Source organism: Citrobacter sp. Cy070 (assembly GCF_030332245.1).
GTDB classification, from domain to species: domain Bacteria; phylum Pseudomonadota; class Gammaproteobacteria; order Enterobacterales; family Enterobacteriaceae; genus Citrobacter; species Citrobacter youngae.
In genome coordinates this window covers 58,128-78,449 of record NZ_JAOWIG010000048.1, presented here as the reverse complement: position 1 = coordinate 78,449, position 20,322 = coordinate 58,128, and the positions used below count along the sequence as shown (strand labels likewise).

19 protein-coding genes are annotated in these 20,322 nt (G+C 49.3%); 8 read left to right on the top strand and 11 right to left on the bottom strand.

What is annotated here, in order from left to right; all coding sequences use genetic code 11:
- A partial coding sequence (locus OGY19_RS06040; protein WP_286596269.1) for an IS3 family transposase occupies positions 1 to 899 on the top strand: 899 nt, incomplete at its 5' end.
- 15 nt (positions 900 to 914) lie between these two features.
- Here the strand turns inward: OGY19_RS06040 and OGY19_RS06035 are convergent.
- Genes OGY19_RS06035 through OGY19_RS06025 form a run of 3 tightly spaced genes read right to left on the bottom strand, consistent with a single transcriptional unit; the run spans position 915 to position 3,473 of the window.
- Entirely contained in the window at positions 915 to 1,133 is a 219-nt protein-coding gene (locus tag OGY19_RS06035; protein WP_286596268.1) for a hypothetical protein, read from the bottom strand.
- A 26-nt stretch (positions 1,134 to 1,159) separates the two neighbouring features.
- Entirely contained in the window at positions 1,160 to 2,959 is a 1,800-nt protein-coding gene (gene sctE, locus OGY19_RS06030) for a type III secretion system translocon subunit SseC family protein (protein WP_286596267.1), read from the bottom strand.
- Positions 2,940 to 3,473, bottom strand: coding sequence for a SycD/LcrH family type III secretion system chaperone (locus OGY19_RS06025; RefSeq protein WP_101742239.1), 534 nt, complete (start codon positions 3,471 to 3,473; stop codon positions 2,940 to 2,942). The genes sctE and OGY19_RS06025 overlap by 20 nt, the downstream gene beginning before the upstream one ends.
- 208 nt (positions 3,474 to 3,681) lie before the next feature.
- Between OGY19_RS06025 and OGY19_RS06020 the strand changes: the two genes are divergently transcribed.
- Entirely contained in the window at positions 3,682 to 4,731 is a 1,050-nt protein-coding gene (locus OGY19_RS06020; RefSeq protein ID WP_286596266.1) for a hypothetical protein, read from the top strand.
- Positions 4,732 to 4,829: 98 nt separating this feature from the next.
- Here OGY19_RS06020 and htpX read toward each other — a convergent pair whose 3' ends face one another.
- From htpX to msrC, 4 genes are all read right to left on the bottom strand, one after another.
- Positions 4,830 to 5,711 (bottom strand): protease HtpX, encoded by an 882-nt coding sequence (gene htpX / locus OGY19_RS06015; RefSeq protein WP_003034964.1) that lies wholly within the window; start codon positions 5,709 to 5,711, stop codon positions 4,830 to 4,832.
- Positions 5,712 to 5,903: 192 nt separating this feature from the next.
- On the bottom strand, positions 5,904 to 7,952 hold the full coding sequence (prc, locus tag OGY19_RS06010) for a carboxy terminal-processing peptidase (protein ID WP_286596265.1): 2,049 nt from the start codon (positions 7,950 to 7,952) through the stop codon (positions 5,904 to 5,906).
- Between the two features lie 19 nt (positions 7,953 to 7,971).
- Positions 7,972 to 8,658: an RNA chaperone ProQ gene (gene proQ / locus OGY19_RS06005; protein ID WP_003833781.1), complete on the bottom strand. Its 687-nt coding sequence runs from the start codon at positions 8,656 to 8,658 to the stop codon at positions 7,972 to 7,974.
- 96 nt (positions 8,659 to 8,754) lie between these two features.
- On the bottom strand, positions 8,755 to 9,252 hold the full coding sequence (gene msrC, locus OGY19_RS06000) for a free L-methionine (R)-S-oxide reductase MsrC (RefSeq protein ID WP_048211393.1): 498 nt from the start codon (positions 9,250 to 9,252) through the stop codon (positions 8,755 to 8,757).
- Positions 9,253 to 9,379: 127 nt separating this feature from the next.
- Here msrC and yebS point away from each other — a divergent pair, with 127 nt between their 5' ends.
- The 4 genes from yebS (at position 9,380) to OGY19_RS05980 (ending at position 15,162) form a co-directional block, all read left to right on the top strand.
- Positions 9,380 to 10,663 carry a membrane integrity lipid transport subunit YebS gene (yebS, locus tag OGY19_RS05995; RefSeq protein ID WP_115601880.1) on the top strand — a complete coding sequence of 428 codons (1,284 nt, stop codon included), beginning with the start codon at positions 9,380 to 9,382 and terminating at the stop codon, positions 10,661 to 10,663.
- Complete coding sequence (locus tag OGY19_RS05990; RefSeq protein WP_061068062.1) at positions 10,632 to 13,265, top strand: PqiB family protein; 2,634 nt, start codon at positions 10,632 to 10,634, stop codon at positions 13,263 to 13,265. The genes yebS and OGY19_RS05990 overlap by 32 nt, the downstream gene beginning before the upstream one ends.
- Before the next feature lie 138 nt (positions 13,266 to 13,403).
- Positions 13,404 to 14,825: a 16S rRNA (cytosine(1407)-C(5))-methyltransferase RsmF gene (rsmF, locus tag OGY19_RS05985; RefSeq protein WP_115601879.1), complete on the top strand. Its 1,422-nt coding sequence runs from the start codon at positions 13,404 to 13,406 to the stop codon at positions 14,823 to 14,825.
- A 100-nt stretch (positions 14,826 to 14,925) separates the two neighbouring features.
- Positions 14,926 to 15,162 carry a YebV family protein gene (locus OGY19_RS05980; protein WP_101742234.1) on the top strand — a complete coding sequence of 79 codons (237 nt, stop codon included), beginning with the start codon at positions 14,926 to 14,928 and terminating at the stop codon, positions 15,160 to 15,162.
- A 27-nt stretch (positions 15,163 to 15,189) separates the two neighbouring features.
- On the opposite strand, the gene OGY19_RS05975 is transcribed toward OGY19_RS05980, so the two are convergent.
- Complete coding sequence (locus tag OGY19_RS05975) at positions 15,190 to 16,428, bottom strand: MFS transporter (protein ID WP_115601878.1); 1,239 nt, start codon at positions 16,426 to 16,428, stop codon at positions 15,190 to 15,192.
- Positions 16,429 to 16,497: 69 nt separating this feature from the next.
- Between OGY19_RS05975 and OGY19_RS05970 the strand changes: the two genes are divergently transcribed.
- Both OGY19_RS05970 and OGY19_RS05965 read left to right on the top strand, forming a co-directional pair.
- Positions 16,498 to 17,415: a LysR substrate-binding domain-containing protein gene (locus OGY19_RS05970; RefSeq protein WP_061068065.1), complete on the top strand. Its 918-nt coding sequence runs from the start codon at positions 16,498 to 16,500 to the stop codon at positions 17,413 to 17,415.
- A gap of 72 nt (positions 17,416 to 17,487) precedes the next feature.
- Entirely contained in the window at positions 17,488 to 17,679 is a 192-nt protein-coding gene (locus tag OGY19_RS05965; protein ID WP_048211387.1) for a YdfD/YebW family protein, read from the top strand.
- On the opposite strand, the gene pphA is transcribed toward OGY19_RS05965, so the two are convergent.
- The 3 genes from pphA to OGY19_RS05950 form a co-directional block, all read right to left on the bottom strand.
- Positions 17,680 to 18,321 (bottom strand): protein-serine/threonine phosphatase, encoded by a 642-nt coding sequence (pphA, locus tag OGY19_RS05960; RefSeq protein WP_061068066.1) that lies wholly within the window; start codon positions 18,319 to 18,321, stop codon positions 17,680 to 17,682.
- A gap of 245 nt (positions 18,322 to 18,566) precedes the next feature.
- Entirely contained in the window at positions 18,567 to 19,349 is a 783-nt protein-coding gene (locus OGY19_RS05955; RefSeq protein WP_048211385.1) for an HNH endonuclease, read from the bottom strand.
- Positions 19,350 to 19,970: 621 nt separating this feature from the next.
- Positions 19,971 to 20,309, bottom strand: a complete 339-nt coding sequence (locus OGY19_RS05950) for a YebY family protein (RefSeq protein ID WP_115601876.1) — start codon at positions 20,307 to 20,309, stop codon at positions 19,971 to 19,973.
- Between the last annotated feature and the right edge of the window lie 13 nt (positions 20,310 to 20,322).

Sequence of the window (20,322 nt, the reverse complement as noted above, 5' to 3'; positions counted from 1 at the left end):
GCGGCGTACTTCGCAAAGCTGTCCGACTGAGGTACGCCTTTATCCGTGACAACACCCATTGCTGGCCTGTCCGACTGCTTTGTCGGGTGCTGGATGTGCATCCGAGTGGTTTTTACGCCTGGCTTCAGCAGCCGGATTCACGGCGGCATCATGCTGACCTGAGGCTGACGGGGCTGATAAAGCAGTTCTGGCTGGAGTCGGGTTGCGTTTATGGTTATCGCAAGATCCACCTCGACCTGCGAGATACCGGACAACAGTGCGGAGTTAATCGTGTCTGGCGACTGATGAAGCGTGCCGGGATAAGGGCTCAGGTCGGGTACCGTAGCCCACGGGCACGTAAGGGTGAAACCAGCATCGTGACGCCCAACAGGCTCCAGCGGCAGTTCAACCCGGAAGCACCGGATGAGCGTTGGGTAACGGACATCACCTACATCCGGACTCACGAAGGCTGGCTGTATCTGGCTGTGGTTGTTGACCTGTTCTCGCGCAAAGTTATTGGCTGGTCAATGCAGCCCCGGATGACAAAGGATATTGTCCTGAATGCACTTCTGATGGCCGTGTGGCGACGTAATCCTCAAAAGCAGGTGCTGGTTCATTCTGATCAAGGCAGTCAGTACACAAGCTATGAGTGGCAGTCGTTCCTGAAATCACACGGGCTGGAGGGCAGTATGAGCCGTCGCGGTAACTGTCATGACAACGCAGTCGCAGAAAGTTTTTTCCAGCTACTGAAACGTGAACGGATAAAGAAAAAGATCTACGGAACGCGAGAAGAAGCTCGCGGTGATATTTTTGATTACATCGAAATGTTTTATAACAGTAAGCGTCGGCATGGTTCGAGTGATCATATGCCACCAACTGAATACGAAAACCAATATTATCAGCGGCTCGGAAGTGTCTAGATTATCTGTGGCGATTCACTGACTAAGAAGTTGCTGAGCCTCATTACGTACTGCGGCTTTGTCTTCTTTAGTCCCGCCCACACCTTTGTAGCCATCGCTAACCAATTTCACTAACGTCTGGTAGACCTGCGTATCTTTAACGTTCTGCGTAGTTTCCGTCAGAACAATATCCGTATTATTACCCGCATTAAGATATACATTGCCCGTTACTACTGAATTAATCGATCCAACCATGCTATTTATCTCCGTTTCTATGATAATTACGCACGGGTATGTGCCAGAATTTGCTTACCCGCCTGCATAGACATACCCGTTGCTTCCGTTTCATTTTTAATAATCGCATTCATGGTTTTCATTGTATTGCTGTAGTTTTCCACGACCATATCCATAAATTTTTTGACAAAGTCATTATCTTTCATAATTTCGATCAGCTTCGCTGAAATATCATCGCGTTGTTGTTCATAAACACCGCTGGTAATTGAATAAGCGCCATTATTAATGCCGCTGGCTGCTAGCGAAGTTCTGAATGTATGTTTAGACACTATTTTTACAATGCGTCCAGCACCTGATTCTCCGTGATTTGACAAGCCTCGCAACACCGAGTTTGTCATATTGCTTGCGAATTTATTACCCAATAATTTTGCCCCGCCCCCCAGCACTACCATAGCGACAATTGTTGTTAATAACATCGTTATTGATGCAAGAATAGAGGCAACAAGCTCATCCGCTCCCATAGCTTCAAACATTTTAGCAAATTCGCTCACAACGGCATTCATCGCTTTCGCCATAAAGGACTCACCCGTTGCCGCTTTCGTAATTTGATCCGATATCATAAGGGCCGTGCTGGCAACAAACAAAATTGCCATAACACCACCGGTAAATAGTGCTGAAATGGCACCGGCTATCATCGTCACACACATAATTACTTTACTGATAGCACCAAAAATCTTATGCATCCTTTTTTGTTTTTCCGCGATTTTATCTGATTTCTCAGTTTCCTTTGCCAGTTCAGCCTGTTTGGCTGACTGCTGACTTTTTGCCAGCTCCATATTCGTCTTTAAGGTTTCTTCGTTACATTTACCTAAAATAGTCACTAACTGTGCCATCATAAGGTCAACTGAATTAATCCCGCCGGTATCACTGGCGTTGTTAACTTTACTGGTGTTGTTCATGTTCTGAATTTTAGCCGTCAGGGTGCTTAAGCGATCCTCCGCCGCAGCTGACGTCTGATTTGCCGCCACCAGCACTTGCTGCTTTTGCTCCATATTTGCGGTGGCAGATTTTACCGCCTCTCGCGCATTGTCTCTGGTATTCAGCGCCGTTTGGTACCCCTCCGAAGCCTTATCCACCGCCTGTTGCGCTTTCTTCACGCGGTCCTGGGCCTCGCTCAATTCATTGGGATCAATGGTAAAGCCCTTGACCGCCACCTGATAAATCCTCTCAGCATCTTCTTTCGCGTCAGCAAGCTCGCTATTTGCAGACTTCAGGTTCTGATCGGCACTTTCCAGCGCCTTTTCAGCTGCAGTCAACTTACTGTCAGCCTTTTCTTTCTCCCTGGCGGCCTCAGTGTAATCTGAGTTTGCCTGTGTAACTGCCTGCTGTGCATTCTCAACATCTTGTGAAGCCTGGTTAAGTGCTGCGGAGGATCCTTTTCCCATCAACTGTGTCGCCGTAGCGCGAAACAACTGCCCTACCACAGCTGAATCACCCAGTTTTACCGCTAACGTGGCCAAAACAACGGCGAGGGAATAGGTCGATGATTGTGCGCTCCCTCCAGGCATCGCACTATTGGTCTCACCTGACTGCGATTCAGCTTGCAGGGATGATCGCAGCGTCACACTTTCAGGGGAACGCAACGTTGGTTTCCATGATTCACTGGTCATAACCGATTTCTCTGCGCGCGTAACCAATTTTTCCTGGACTATTTTCTGCGCCGCATTTCCATCGCTGCTGCTTGTAGAACTAATGTCCTTTTTCGCGGTAGTTGCTCTTTCGACATCACCTTCACTGGTTACCTGCTGGGTAACCAGCGTGACAGGCTTATTTGTTATTCCGTACATGGTTATGATCCTCATCACTGTCGTTAATCTTTGTTAGCGCTTTAAGATACACTTCGGCACGCTTGACCAGCTCAGGATCCTTTTCGTGAGCCACGACCTCTTCAAATGAGTCGCGTGCTTTCGAATAGTTATGCAAGTGCATATAGCATTGCCCTGCTTCAAAAATGGCGCGCAGATTGTCATCATCAAGCGCATAGGCAATTGCATAGATATCCAGTGCATGTTTGTAGTCCTGCTTTAGCTGATAAACGGCGGCCAGGCCAAATGCGTAATCAGGATTATAGAAGTCATACATCATTAAAAATTTAAAAAAGTGCTCCGCTTTATCAATTTCTCCTTTTTGGTAATACTCGTATGCACAGGCGTAGAAACCGTTCATCAGGCTATCTGGAATGCCATACAGCTGTTTGCGGGTAGCGCCAGACTCAAATAAATCTTCAATAAACTGTTCGCGATTTTCTTCAGAGATCTTGCTGAGAAGATCCTCCATCAACACATCATTTTCATTGTCCATAATAAATTCAGATCCATACAAATAATAGATAATTGTTTTCCTATAATTATCACCGCATTTATTGTTGAAATAAATAAATAAAAATTTAGAAGATTAGCGCTCAGGTTGCCAAATAAAAAATTGAGGCACTTTTTGAAAGAAATCCGTCAACAGTGATACCATCATACACGTGAAACTTGATGATTAACAAAATCATATGGAGATGTATATGCCAAGTGCAGTTAAAACATACTCACACAATGTTTATAGCCATTATAAAAGTGATTTTAACAGGCAAAGAGAAGTTAAGAACCATAATTTACTGTCCGCATGTTTATCAGCTATCGCTAATGTCCCTAAAAATATTAGCATTAGCAAAACCCTTCAAAAAACAACAGCAGATTTGGCGCGTAGTAATGCTAATCGTGTAGATATTCCGATACATTCGTTCAATAATAGAGGTATCATGACTCTAAATGAAAATCGTGTAAAATTTGAGGTAAACACAGCCTCAAATATGAATAGAGCCATAATAACCTTTGAAAATCGATACAAAACTGATTCTCTTAGCGGGAAAAATTTAGAGGCTTATAATGTTCTAAAAGACAAAATAAAGGAATTTAAAACCAATTTTGTTGCTCAGGTCGAAAATGGTAAAGCAGTTATTAACTGCGTAGAAACCTGTGCAGAAATGGTCGATGCTGATACAATAAATCCTGTTTTCAATGCAATGCTTAATAAATATACTAAATTGAATGAGTCACCGGTCAGACAGACTACAAATCTTGATGTTGATACAATCAGGACCTCTTTAGCTAACATATTGAACACCGAATATAGTACATCTGACATTAATATGGCAATTAGTGAGCAAGGTAATGCAGCAGGCCAAATTATCAAAAGATTTCTGTCGTCCTCTCGATCAGTGCATATCAGTGACGCTAGCATCGCCAGGCTTGAGCAACCTGCTTTTAATGAATATATGAATCAACGGCTTCAGGAGTTACCAGTAAATGACCGCGAGCTGACATTATCCTTATATAAGGCTTTCACTACAAACTTAAATAAGAATATTTTGTTTGATAAGGATTTTACTTCTACTTTTTTCGGACAGGCTATTATAGTTGCAAATGATTTTGTAAAATCCTGTCATACTGAGACGGGCAGTTTTAAGGGGGAGGGCCGCAATAATTCAGTTAGAGTGGCTATTAATTCCACATATGAAAAATTTATTGCATACGTTAAAACCACTTTCCCTGAAATTAATCCACCTGCATAGCATTTTCCTCGGGATATGACCATACTCCCACTATCGGCGGTAGTTTGGGGCTAATAAATAAAGGGTCACGATGTGACCCTTTTATCAATACAGGTAACTTACTTCAGGTATTCCCCACTGCGCAGCGCTTCAATACGTTTGTCCAAAGGGGGGTGAGTCATAAACAGCTCACTCAACGATTTGGATTTACCGTTGATGCAGAACGCCATCATACTGGTCGCTTCCTGCGGCTCATAGCTGGTTTTCAGGCGCTGCAGCGCGGCGATCATTTTTTCACGCCCCACCAGTTTTGCAGAACCGGCATCCGCATGGAATTCACGATGACGAGAGAACCACATCGTAATAATGCTCGCCAGAATACCAAATACCAGCTCCAGTACCGTCGCTACCGCAAAGTAGATTAACGGGTTACCGTTGCTACCCTCTCCTTCATCGCGGTTACCGCCCATAAACCCAGCGGCAATCTGCGCCAGAATACGCGAGATAAAGATAACAAAGGTGTTCACCACACCCTGAATTAACGTCATGGTCACCATATCGCCATTAGCAATGTGGCTGATCTCATGCGCGATAACGGCTTCGGCTTCATCCGGGCTCATATTTTGCAACAGGCCAGTACTTACAGCCACCAGCGAGGCATCCCGGCGGGCACCGGTCGCAAACGCGTTAATATCTGGCGCGTGGTAGATTGCAACCTGCGGCATAGCGATCCCGGCCTGGCGGGCCTGATTCGCGACTGTATTCATCAGCCAGCGTTCTCTTTCATTACGCGGCTGCTCAATAACTTCCCCGCCAACGGACTTTAACGCCATCCATTTGGACATCAGCAGCGAAATGAAGGAACCACCAAAACCAAACAGCAGTGCCATGATCAACAAGCCTTGAACGCTGCTTGACTGGATCCCTGTCAGGCTCAATACCAGCCCGAAAACGACCATCACAGCCAGGTTCGTCAGCAGGAAGAGCGCGATTCGCATCATAATTTTCTTTTAACCTCAATTTAACAAAACGCACTATGCGATTACCCATATCGTATGGGTCTTATGACTATTTTCAAGCATCCATAGGTGCTAAGTCACCAGAAAGACACAACTTTACATTTTATCGTATCAGGCTGACGTCTTCATGCACTTGTTAAAAAAACAGGCACAATTTCTTGTGCCTGTTCGAGGTTATTGACTGGTTGCGGGCTGTTCCGCTGGCTTCTCTTTCTCAAGATGCGCCAGGTCGAGCGCGATTTTTACCGTTTCATCCAGGTACGGATCCGGCTCCTGGTAATCCTTCGGCAGATCGTCCAGTTTCTTCAATGGTGGTTTGCCTTCACGTTTAAACCGATCATTGATACGCGCCAGACGCATTGCGTCATCTTCGTTATTCTCTTTTTCACGCTGAGCGTAATTCAGAGAAGCGATGTTGCGCTTATCCTTCATCGCATTGAAACGCGCAATGTCCTTCATGATGTACTGGAACTCAGGATCGTTCGCAATACGTGCATTGTGCTCTTTCAGCAATTCAGGTCCGAACGGCGTCAGATTATCTGACTTAGTGTAGGTCGCAGCATCAATGCTGTCCCACGGCAGTGCGTTATCTTCGAACTTCTCGCCAGTTTCAGTTTCTTCATTACCTGTCGGCATGATGATATCCGGCGTAACGCCCTTACGCTGCGTGCTGCCACCGTTTACGCGGTAGAATTTCTGGATCGTGTACTGAACAGAACCCAGCGCCGGCCATTCCGGACGCAGCATCTGATCGTAAATACGGTTCAGAGAACGATACTGCTGTACGGTACCCTTACCAAACGTCGGTTCACCGACAATCAGTCCACGGCCGTAATCCTGCATTGCCGCAGCGAAAATCTCTGATGCCGAAGCACTGAAGCGGTCAACCAGTACCACCAGCGGACCTTTGTAGTAAACAACGCCATCAGTATCGCTGTCTTCGCGCACCTTGCCGTTGTTATCACGAACCTGAACCACCGGACCAGAAGGGATAAACAGACCGGAAAGCGAGACCGCTTCGGTCAGTGCGCCACCACCATTGGTACGCAGGTCGATAATCACGCTGCTGACATTCTGTTTTTCCAGTTTCTGCAGCTGAACTTTGACGTCATCCGTCAGGCCAACATAGAAACCAGGAATATCCAGTACGCCGACTTTTTCTTTACCAACGGTTTTCACCGACATTTTAACAGCGCGGTCTTCGAGACGAATGCGTTCACGCGTTAACGTGACGATGCGCGTCTTGGTTCCCTTACCGGCAGGCAGGATTTCGAGGCGAACTTTACTGCCTTTTGGTCCTTTGATCAGCGCGACAACATCATCCAGACGCCAGCCAATCACGTCGACCATACCTTTTCCGGTCTGGCCTACGCCGACAATACGGTCGCCAACACTTATCGCTTTGCTCTTGGCTGCCGGGCCGCCCGCAACCATGGAGTTAATGACGGTGTAGTCATCATCCATTTGCAGCACTGCGCCAATACCTTCAAGAGACAAGCTCATTTCCGTATTGAACTGTTCGGTATTGCGTGGAGAAAGATAGTTAGTATGCGGGTCGATTTCACGGGCAAAAGCCGTCATCGCCAGAGAAAACACATCTTCGCTATTGGTCTGCGCCAGACGGCGAATCGCAAACTTGTAGCGGCGCGTCAGCGTTTCGCGAATTTCAGCGTCGGTTTTACCGGTCAGCTTCAGGCTGAGTTCGTCAAATTTAACCTTGCCGTCCCACAGCGCATTTAGCTCTGCTTCGCTTTTCGGCCACGGAGCTTTACTCCGGTCGAGGTTAAAGTTGTCGTTACCAGTGAAATCCATTGGACGTGCCAGTACGCCTAATGCGTACTGATAACGTTCAAACCGGCGCTTTTGCGCCAGATTATAGAGATCGTAAAAGACATCCAGCTTACCGCTGCGCAGTTCATCACCGAGGACCGTTTTCTTTTTTGCAAACTGTTCGATATCGCTCGCCAACAGCACGTTGTGGCTGTAGTCGAGCAGATTCAAATAGCGGTCAAAAATTTTCGCCGAAAACGCCTGATCCAGATCGAACTGGCGATAGTGTGAACGCGTAAAACGCGATGTCACACGTTCGCTTACCGTCGCATGCTGGGTTTCTTCCTTTAAAACGGGGATTTGATCGGCACGCGTAATGTCTTCCACAGCGAGTGCCTGGCCTGCAAATGCAAGCAGACCAGCTAACGCAGTAAGCCTAAAAAAAGTGTTCATGCCAGGCCTGGCCTCCGTTTCAGAACACCAGGTGTTCTGCGCGTACAATCAAAGACATACCCGAATTCAGCTGTACACGGACGCCATCTTTGGTGATTTCTAATACGGTGGCATCCATCGCATTATTACCTGCTTTCACCTTCAGAGACTGCCCTACCGTCAGCACTGAAATATCAGATACCGGGGTATGCTGTTCTTCACGAGGAGCACGCGGTGCTTTTGCTGCTGGTTTTTCAGCGCGAGGTTTACGCTCTGCGCCTTCCTTACGACGCGGAGCAGGACGCGGCTTGCGCTCGCGACGCGGTGCGTCTTCTTTTTCACCGGCAGCAGCGGCCGCTTCGCGTTTTTTCGCCTGTTGCTCTGCACGTTGCGCCTGAACGCGGGCTTTAGCTTCTTCCAGCTGTTTGCGCGCATGTTCAACGTGCTGCTCATCCAGCTCACCACAAGGGTTGCCGTCAAGATCGACACGCGTTGCGCCCAATTTAACGCCATACAGATAGCGCCAGCTTGAAGTATAGAGACGTAAGGCAGAGCGGAGCTGTGTCTTGCTGAGGTTCATTTCGCCCTCAACACGCTCTACCAGATCCTGAAAAATGCCAATTTTCAGTGGGCGCGCTTCGCCTTCCGCACTAAAACACTGCGGGAAGCGTTCGGCCAGAAACGCGATGACTTCTTTACTGCTATTCAACTTAGGTTGATTTTCCATGAAATTTCCTGATTACAACGGACGTAGCCAACAAGCGCAGGCATGAACAGGCGTCATTATAATGACGTCATCAGTAATTGCTACGTTATCCGTTGATTATCCTGCGACGGTCGCAAAGAATTTTTTGTAATCCGTCGTTGCAAGCACGGTTTCAAGCTGTGCCACAAGCGTCCGCAGACCCTGTTCATCTTCTTCTGTAAAGCGACCAAACGCTGTGCTATCAATGTCCAGCACGCCGATAATTTGATTCTCAACCGTAATCGGCAGAACGATTTCCGCATTGCTGGCGGCATCGCAAGCGATATGGCCATCAAAGGCATGCACGTCCTCTATACGCTGAACCTGGTTCTGCGCCACCGCAGTACCGCACACGCCGCGCCCTACCGGGATGCGTACGCAGGCGATTTTCCCCTGGAAGGGACCGAGCACCAGCGTAGTGTTCTCAAGCAGGTAAAAACCTGCCCAGTTCACTTCTGCAAGACGTTCGTACAATAACGCGCTGGTATTCGCCAACGTTGCCAGAAAACTGGTTTCACCTGCCATTAATGCCTGAAAATCACGGTTCAGATCCGTGTATAGCTCTATTTTGTTCATTATGTAATCACTTAGTTGTCTTACTTAAAACTGCAGCCTACTAAAATAAACATTAAATGCGTAAATGCTCAAGATCATTCCCATCATGGGTTAAGATAACATTACTTCAACACTTGATTCGCGATACATGGCCCTTACTCATCCACGCATCACGCCGACTAAAAAAATAGCGATCAGATCCATTGGTGAAGCGCTACCCCGTGCGCATTACCAACGATGCCCTGAATGTGACCTGCTGTTTAGCTTGCCGAAAATGCGTTCGCACCAAAGTGCATTCTGCCCACGCTGTGAGGCCAAAATTCGTGACGGCCGTGACTGGTCGTTAACGCGACTGGCAGCAATGGCTTTCACCATGCTGTTACTGATGCCCTTTGCGTGGGGAGAGCCGCTGCTGCACATCTATCTATTAGGCATACGCATTGACGCGAATGTGGTACAGGGCATCTGGCAGATGACCCGGCAAGGCGATCCGCTGACGGCATCCTTCGTGATGTTTTGCGTCATTGGCGCTCCTGTAATACTCGTTTCATCAATCGCTTATTTATGGTTTGGCAATATTCTCGGTATGAACCTGCGCCCAGTATTATTGATGCTGGAAAGGCTTAAAGAGTGGGTCATGCTTGATATCTATCTTGTCGGTATCGGCGTCGCCTCGATCAAAGTGCAGGACTACGCTTTTCTGCTGCCTGGAGTGGGACTCTATGCTTTTATTGCGCTGGTGATCCTGAGCATTTTGACGCTGTCGCACCTCAATGTTGAGCAATTATGGGAACGCTTTTATCCACAAAGGCCCGCACGCCGCCCCGACGGACAGCTTCGTGTTTGCCTCGGTTGTCACTTTACAGGTTATCCTGATGCCCGAGGCCGCTGTCCCCGTTGCCATATTCCATTACGCTGGCGCAGAAATCAGAGCATCCAAAAGTGCTGGGCAGCTCTGCTGGCCTCGATTGTCCTGTTGCTGCCTGCTAATCTGCTGCCCATCTCGGTAATTTATGTTAACGGTGCCCGCCAGGAAGACACTATCCTGACAGGCATCATGTCCCTGGCGAACAGCAACGTTGGTGTAGCAGCCATTGTTTTTATCGCCAGTATCCTGGTGCCCTTCACCAAAGTGATTGTGATGTTTACGTTGTTGTTCAGTATCCAGTTTAAATGTGAACAAGGGTTGCGCACCCGCATCCTGCTACTCCGTATGGTGACCTGGATTGGTCGCTGGTCGATGCTGGACTTGTTTGTTATCGCCTTAACCATGTCGCTGATAAATCGCGATCAGATACTTGCTTTTACTATGGGACCGGCTGCGTTTTATTTCGGTGCAGCGGTAATATTGACTATTCTTGCAGTGGAATGGCTGGACAGCCGCTTACTTTGGGATGCACATGAGTCAGGAAACGCCCGCTTCGCAGATTGAAGCGCAGATTAAAACAAAACGCCGTATCTCTCCGTTCTGGCTGCTGCCGTTCATCGCACTGATGATTGCAGGATGGCTCATCTGGGGCAGCTATGAAGATCGTGGCAATACCGTGACCATCGACTTTATGTCCGCGGACGGTATTGTCCCAGGACGCACGCCCGTGCGCTATCAGGGTGTCGAAGTTGGCACGGTGCAGGATATCAGCCTGAGTAAAGATCTGCGCAAAATTGAAGTTCGAGTCAGCATTAAGTCCACCATGAAAGATGCCCTGCGCAAAGACACACAATTCTGGCTGGTCACGCCGAAGGCATCACTGGCGGGCGTTTCTGGTCTCGATGCACTGGTTGGCGGGAACTATATCGGGATGATGCCGGGCACCGGCGAGCCGGAAGATCATTTCGTCGCGCTCGACACGCAGCCAAAATATCGGCTGAATAATGGCGATTTGATGTTGCACCTGCAAGCATCCGACCTCGGTTCTCTCAACAGCGGTTCGTTGGTTTATTTCCGCAAGATCCCGGTAGGCCGGGTCTATGACTACACCATCAACCCCAATCATCAGGGTGTAACCATCGATGTACTGATTGAGCGCCGCTTTACCAATCTGGTGAAAAAAGGCAGTCGTTTCTGGAATGTGTCTGGCGTGAATGCGGATGTCAGCCTGAGCGGCGCAAAGGTAAAACTGGAAAGTCTGGCCGCGCTGGTCAATGGCGCCATAGCCTTTGACTCCCCAGAAGATTCACAACCTGCCGCCGCCGACGACACGTTTGGGTTATATCAGGATCTCGCCCACAGCCAACGTGGCGTGATCGTCAAACTGGAACTACCCAGCGGCGATGGCCTGAAGGCTGGATCAACCCCGCTGATGTATCAGGGCCTAGAAGTCGGTCAACTGACCAGGCTGGATTTGAATCCAGGCGGTAAAGTCACTGGTGAAATGACCGTCGACCCCAGCGTTGTAACGCTGCTGCGCGACGGCACGCGCATTGAGTTACAAAGCCCCAAATTATCATTAAACGATATGAGCCTGAGCTCGCTGTTAACAGGGAAAACGTTTGAACTGGTGCCCGGCGAAGGCGAGCCACGTAGTCAGTTTGTGGTGATCCCCGGTGAACAGTCCCTGCTTCATGATCCCGGCGTTATGACACTTACGCTGACCGCCCCGGAAAGTTACGGCATCGATGCTGGCCAGCCGCTGATCCTTCATGGCGTGCAGGTCGGTCAGGTTATCGAACGTAAGCTATCAAGCGATGGCGTTTCATTTATCGTGGCTATCGAGCCGCAGCATCGTGCACTGGTGCAAGGTGACAGCAAATTCGTGGTTAATAGTCGAGTGGATGTCAAAGTGGGCATTGATGGCGTTGAGTTCCTTGGCGCCAGCGCCAGCGAATGGATAAGCGGCGGTATTCGCATTTTGCCTGGTACCAAAGGTGAAATGAAAAAAAGCTATCCACTGTATGCAAACCTCGAAAAAGCAATTGAGAACAGCCTGAGCGATCTGCCCACCACCACCGTCAGCCTGAGCGCCGAGACACTACCGGATGTGCAGGCCGGGTCAGTGGTGCTATACCGTAAATTCGACGTCGGTGAAGTCATTAGCGTACGCCCTCGTGCCGACGCGTTTGATATCGATCTGCATATCAAACCGGAATACCGCAATCTGTTAACCAGCAACAGCGTGTTCTGGGCTGAAGGTGGCGCAAAAGTTCAGCTTAACGGCAGCGGCCTGACCGTACAGGCATCTCCCCTGTCGCGGGCGCTAAAAGGGGCGATAAGCTTCGATAACCTGAGCGGTGCCAGCGCCAGCCAGCGCAAAGGCGACAAGCGTATTTTGTACGCGTCAGAGACCGCTGCACGTGCGGTAGGTGGACAGATTACTCTGCACGCATTCGACGCCGGGAAACTCGCCGCAGGGATGCCAATTCGCTACCTGGGGATTGATATTGGTCAGATCCAGACCCTTGAACTGCTCACCAGCCGTAACGAAGTGCAAGCCAAAGCGGTGTTGTATCCGGAATACGTGCAGACCTTCGCGCGAAGCGGTACACGATTTTCGGTAATTACCCCGCAAATTTCGGCGGCAGGTGTAGAGCATCTGGATACTATCTTACAGCCATACATTAACGTGGAACCAGGGCGCGGTAACCCGCGCCGTGATTTTGAACTGCAGGAAGCGACGATTACTGATTCACGCTACCTTGATGGTCTGAGTATTGTGGTAGAAGCGCCAGAAGCAGGATCACTCAATATTGGTACTCCGGTTCTGTTCAGAGGTATTGAAGTGGGGACCGTCACGGGTCTGACGCTGGGTTCACTGTCCGATCGCGTGATGGTGGCCATGCGCATCAGTCAGCGCTACCAGCACCTGGTGCGCAATAACTCCGTGTTCTGGCTGGCATCTGGATACAATCTCGATTTCGGCCTCACCGGCGGCGTCGTGAAGACAGGTACCTTCAATCAATTCATTCGCGGTGGTATCGCGTTTGCCACCCCACCAGGTACGCCACTGGCACCGAAAGCGCAGGCGGGTAAACACTTCCTGCTACTGGAGAGTGAGCCGAAAGAATGGCGTCAGTGGGGAACCGCCCTGCCACGCTAATCTTTTCCCTGCTCCGGCGTACTCGCGCCGGAGCGGTTAGCCTCGTCATACTTCAAGTAGGCGCGTAGTTGTCCTGCAACTCGAATTATTGAGGGTATATGCTACACTGCGCACCTGTTTTTTTGCCGGTGGTACCAAGTGGCTTATTTTCCTGACGCCTTTCTGACACAAATGCGTGAAGCAATGCCTTCCTCGCTCTCTTTTGAAGATTTTCTCGCAGCCTGCCAGCGTCCATTACGCCGCAGTATCCGCATCAATACGCTGAAAATCTCCGTTGCTGATTTTCTCGACTTAACCGCGCCTTATGGCTGGTCACTCACTCCGGTTCCCTGGTGTGCTGAAGGCTTTTGGATTGAGCGCAACGATGAAGAGTCTGTACCGCTCGGCAGCACCGCAGAACATTTAAGCGGTCTGTTTTATATTCAGGAAGCCAGCTCAATGCTGCCAGTCGCCGCGTTGTTTGCCGAAGGTAATACTCCGCAACGTGTCATGGATGTTGCGGCAGCCCCCGGATCTAAAACCACGCAAATTGCCGCAAAAATGAATAATCAGGGCGCGATTCTGGCGAATGAGTTTTCCGCCAGTCGCGTCAAAGTTCTGCATGCCAATATCAGCCGTTGCGGGATAGCCAATGTCGCGCTCACCCATTTTGACGGCCGGGTATTTGGCGCAGCGTTGCCTGAATCCTTCGATGCCATTTTGCTGGACGCCCCATGTTCCGGCGAAGGCGTGATGCGTAAAGACCCTGATGCGCTAAAAAACTGGTCGCCAGAAAGTAATCTGGAAATAGCCGCAACTCAGCGCGAACTGCTCGACAGCGCCTTTCACGCTCTGCGCCCCGGCGGCACGTTGGTTTACTCGACCTGTACGCTTAACCGTGACGAAAATGAAAACGTCATGCAGTGGTTGATTGAGACTTACCCGGACGCCGTCGAGTTTCTTCCTCTGGGTGATTTATTTCCGGAGGCCGGACGCGCCCTGACACCTGAGGGATTCCTGCACGTGTTCCCGCAAATTTATGACTGTGAAGGATTCTTTGTCGCGCGTTTGCGAAAAACAACCCCTATCCCTGCACTGCCTGCACCGAAATATAAGGTGGGAAATTTCCCCTTCAGCCCGCTGAAAAGCCGGGAAGCCGCACAAATCACCCAGGCTGCTACCGCCTGTGGATTGCAATGGCAAGACAATCTGCGCCTTTGGCAGCGTGATAAAGAAATTTGGTTATTCCCGACAGACATTGAACCGCTGATTGGTAAAGTCCGTTTTTCCCGCCTCGGGATTAAACTCGCTGAAACCCACAATAAGGGTTACCGCTGGCAGCATGAGGCAGTTATCGCCCTTGCTAACCCAGAACATCACAATGCGTTTGAACTGACGCTTGAAGAAGCGGAAGAGTGGTATCGCGGCAGAGATGTCTACCCACAAACCTCACCAACAACCGACGATGTACTGGTCACGTTCCAGCGTCAGCCGATTGGACTGGCAAAACGTATTGGATCACGGTTGAAGAACAGTTATCCACGCGATCTTGTCCGGGATGGAAAACTCTTTACAGGATAACGCACGTTTTTACTGGCGCTTTTGCCCACGTTGACTACGCTGAAAAATGGGCGGCTTAACTGGTCGTACCACAACCCGCAAATCAACGGAGAGCACGATGATGAAAACCAGTGTGCGCATTGGCGCTTTTGAAATCGACGACGCCGAGTTACATGGCGAATCGCCGGGGGACCGAACGTTAACCATTCCTTGTAAATCCGATCCGGATTTATGTATGCAACTGGACGCCTGGGATGCCGACACCAGCGTCCCGGCCCTTCTCAATGGAGAACATTCCGTTCTATTCCGCGAGCACTACGATCGTAAGTCAGATGCCTGGGTCATGCGCTTTGCCTGATTCAAAAAGAACCCGTCGCCAGACGGGTTATTTATTGGCGTTAAAACAATTGAATCTAAGTACGCAGGCGGAGAAGAAAGCGATGGTTCCCCCCGCAGCCAGCACGCTATAAGCGAGTTCCCAGCTTTGCGTTGAATCCATCACCACACCAAATGTTAAAGGCGCAAGAGACCCCACGCCAAATCCAAGCAGCGACCGCAATCCCATCACACTCCCCAGCTTTGCCTGAGGCACATTATCGGCAATCGCGGCAGATAAGACGCCTGAATCACCAAGAATGAAGAAACTCCCCATAAACGCGAACAATAATGTCCACCCCGCCCCCCAGGAAACCGATAATCCCATCAGGAGTGAACTCAACGCGCCAGCAGCGCCCATAAAAATCAACACCGATGCGCGATTAAAATAATCGGAGATTGCCCCTACAATCAGCGTCGAGAACATCCCCGATAAATGTACAGCACAGGCGACGATCAACCCGGTGGCCATCGGCTCCATCTGCCAGGCTTGCAGCGCATTCGTCACCAGGCTGGGGGTCCATGCCCAGCTCCCCAGTAACTCCCAGCAATGCGCAATATAACCTACCATCAGCAGTATCGCGCCGACCGACAGAACATGGCTCTTTGCCGATCCCCCCTGCTTCTGCGTCCTGTACATGTCTTCCTGATAGCCGGATAACGCCACTGAACCGGATACCGCGCCAACCAATGCGCCAGCGGCACATAAAGAGAACGCAAAGGAAGCTCCCCAGCGCAATGCTCCCCAGGCGGAGATAAATACAGACAGCAGGTAGCCAAACGAACCTGCGGCCAGGATCATCCCAACGGCAAGTCCACGTTTGGGCACGCTGTTCATGCCCATAGCCAACATCATCGCTGGCGTGTAGGCCCCACCCTGGGTCAATCCGACAAAGGCCATCATGACCAGAGCGGAGGAATAAGAGCGGGCAAAACAGGCAAAAAGCAATAAAGCGAGCACACCGAACCACGAGAAAATGAGATACACCTTGCGAGCCCCCAGATAGTCGCACAGCCAGGAGGCAGCAAATAAGGCGCAGGCGTTTGAAATACTAAATACCGTCTGTATTGTTCCCGCAGCGGCGGCGTCTATATGCCACTCTTCACGTATTACCGGAAGTGCACCAGCAAAAGCCATTGTCCCCAGGCATGTCCCCGCCCGTCCAAGGCAAAACAAATTGAATGCTTTCACTAAAATTGCCTTCAGAAAAAGTGAATATCGATAATGAGCCAGAGCGTTACCGGCCATGTTATGAGCAAGGGGAAGAGGCTGACAAACGATCTTTATTGTGTCAATTGGTTGAGTTAGACTCAACCAATGACACGATTACTCTCGCTCCCCCATTTGCCGGCATTCGAAGCTGCTGCGCGTAGAAGCAGCTTCAGTGCGGCAGCTGATGAACTGTTTATCACCACAGGAGCAGTCAGCCGACATATCCGCGCACTGGAAGCACAACTGGGCGTACAACTGTTTTATCGTGCACACAAATCTGTCAGGCTGACGAGTGCTGGCGAGACCTTTTCCCGCGTCGCAACACGGTTACTCGATGAACTTGCGCAGGCAGAAAAAGAGGTCAGCGCTAACACCTTTTCGGGAAGGTTAACCATCCAGTGCCTGCCCACATTCGCCATGCACTGGCTAATGCCAAGACTGGCTGAGCTGAATGAAATCCACCCTGAACTCACCGTCGATGTCACCACCAGCATTGGTCCCGTTAGCTTCGCTTCTCCCTTTGATGTCGCGATTCGCCGGGATCCGGCACATTTTTCCGGGCTTAAACCTGTTCCATTTCTTCGGGAATCAAGCCTGCTGGTTTGTAGCCAGCAGTACCTGCACAGCCGACCTCTGGTCTCGCCAGATCAACTGGACGATCATATAAAAATTCAAATTCGTGCGCGTAACGATCTCTGGAAACGCTGGCATAGCCATTTCCCAAATGATCATCAAGAAAGTAACCAGATTATCACGCTGGATCATACATTTGCGGCAATGCAGGCGGCTGAAGATGGCTTGGGTTTGGCCGTAATGCCCTATTTATTCTGTGAAAAACACCTGAAAACAGGAAGGCTGGTTGCGCCATTTGGCGATTTGACTATCGATACCGGAACCTATTCTCTGCTGTGGAATGACAGGCAAGATGGGGCCGTAAGAAAATTTACCCACTGGTTGCAATCTTTCGAACTGCCCGGTGAAACGTACCTGCCCTTCACGAATGAGTACACAGTGACGCGTTAACTTATTTCTCCCCCCCCCATTAACTGCAATTTCTTCTACACTATTGATACGGCAATACAATTTGAGGATGGAATGTTCACGCTGATTCTTTTTGTTTGCTACCTGGATGGCGGTTGTGAAGATATCGTGGTTGATGTCTACAATACAGAACGGCAGTGCTTAATTTCGATGGACGATCAGCGCATTCGCAACGGCGGATGCTTGCCGGCCGAAGACTATATCGACAGCTTCTGGCGTCCTGCTCAGGAATATAGTGATTTCTAATTATTGTAACTGCACCAACGTTAGCTCACCGCCAAATACCGCGCCGGTATCAATATAGTGCAGATTATCGCGATCAAGCCGATGGCGCAGGGGCGTATGGCCAAACCAAAAGTGATCTGCGCCATGAATTCCACTGCCTTTATTCATTAATCGCGCACGATCCCACAACACCCGTTGCAAATCGACCTCTTTTCGCCACAGATAAATATCATCCGGGTAATCAGCATGGGCAATCACGTGTACGCCATTCTGACAATGCAGTTCCAGAATCCACGGTAATTGCTGACAGGCTTCAAGAGCAAATCTTGCCGCGGGTTGTGCTGCCTGCGCAAACCACGAGCCCCCATTCATAAACCACAGCTGCAGATCCCCCGTTACCAGCGCATCCAACGCCATCTGCTCGTGATTCCCCCTGACCGCTATCATCCAGTTTCGGCGAAGCAACTGTAGACAGCGCAGACTATCAGGCCCACGATCGGTAACATCGCCGACAGAAACCAATAGATCGCGCCACGGATCAAACCGACACTGGCGCAATTTATCCATCAGCATAGAAAAACAGCCGTGAAGATCTCCCACGACCCAGATGTGACGCCAGTTTGTTCCTTCGACCCTCTGGTAGACGTTGTCAGACAGCCCCATATGACCTTCTACTCTCGGATATTGCCTGCCTATAACTTTAGCAATAGCGGCATGAAACGAGGAGTAAACCGCATACGACACGCGATGATTTGCGCAGGGTACGATTTGACATCACTACAAACTCTCTGCTGTCGATGTCATGCAGCCCAGAATAACTATGCTGTGGATGCTACCCACAATTCGCCTTTGCGATAGGGCTTCTTCACGTTTTAATAGTGTTACTATTATTCTGCCTGGTTGATCCGTTATTTCACTGATAGATCAACTGGTTTCAGTGGCTTCCGCAGTTCAGTATCATGAAAATCTTTATATCGTGGTTCGAGACGGGCAGATTCTGAAAGAATAACTCGATTATCCCGAAAGCTCAGATGGTCACTATCAAATAACTTATGAAAATCAGCAGCAAGTGCAATGCCATTTTCTACACTCGGTAAGCCTTTATTGGCATGGCTAATTATGTGGCAAGCTTCAACTGCCAAAGTACTGCCGGTAATTGCGCATTTATTGCCCCAATTCGACATCACCGCTTTACGAAATTTTGCCTGCTCCCGGCGAATTTTAACCATGCGTAGACCGTCTTCCCTGCGAGCATATGTCCCCATTTGATAATCAGGTATTGCAATCAATAAACTGAGAACCGACACAATTTCTTCGCACAAAGGCGCTTCAAATGAAGCTCCCTGATGACAAAAATGTCGTTTAAAATTAGTCCATTCCTCTTTTCGCTTGCTGGGAGGGAGTTGTTCACCAACGAGCAATTCATCCACCGGAAGGAAAGTATCAAGAGTGGATAGGTCTTTCAGTTGAACTCGATATGGATAAGCGTTGTTTGGGTCCACAAAAGTATCAATAATTTCGAATAAGCCACACAACTGGAAGTCTCGCTTTCCAGAGAGTTTTTGAATAACAAAAAGGCGGTCACCAGGGGTCACTTGACGGGTTTTCCATTCCTGCCCAACCCCATACCCATTACTGTAGTCAAAATCTTTTGTATTTTTGGGTCCATGGTAAGCATAGAAATATTTCATCTTTTATTCCTTTTGAAATGCCAATAAAGAGTAATATCGACAATCCCACGATAAAACTTAACGTATAAATGCGGTACTGTGGACTGCTGCTGGTGGCCGTCAACACCAGGGACATATCGACTGTTCTGGAAGGTTACGTACTCTGTCTGCAGGAAAGCATGGTCTCAAGTCTTCGCGCCAGAAAAGAGAACACAGAGGTTTTGCTCAGAGACTGCTGGGGCAAAAAATTTAACAATGACCCAAAAATACCTGGACGCACGCGGTGCAGAATATGTTATGGTTTAGACAGGATATGGAAATTTCGAGTAATTTTCGTGGGATTTCGTGAAAGCACAGAAAAAACCCAACGAAAACAAGCACATAAAAAGAGACCGAATACGATTCCTGTATTCGGTCCAGGGAAATGGCTCTTGGGAGAGAGCCGTGCGCTAAAAGTTGGCATTAATGCAGGCTAAGTTACCCTGCCATTTAAGAATAGATGACAGCGCCAGGTTTTCCAGTCCGCGACTAAAGTGGTCTGAAAAAAAGGGAGATTGTCACTCGCTACAATGTAAAAACCGCAAGTTCTCCTGTGAGATCCTTGCGGTTTTTTATTGGAAATCAGAGCACTACATCTGACAATTAACAGAGTTTTTCTGCGCGCTCGATAAACGGAGCAAGGCTCATTTTTTCGCCAGGTTTAGTCGGATCGTCAATCTGGATAACGTCGATCGGTTTTGCCGTGATTTTACCGCTCTCAACCTGCTGTCTGGCAACATCATTCAGCGGGTATTGCACCAGCGTGCTGGGATTGATGACATACAGCGCGTTGCCCGGACGGCAGGTCAGCATCACCTCTTCACGATTAAACGCCCATTTATCTTTGCCAACCTCAAAACGGCTGACGGTAATGACCTGCGGCGCAGCCAGTGCCACTCCCGAACTTGCCAGTAGCAATAAAGAGATAATAATTTTTTTCATACGTTTTGCCAGT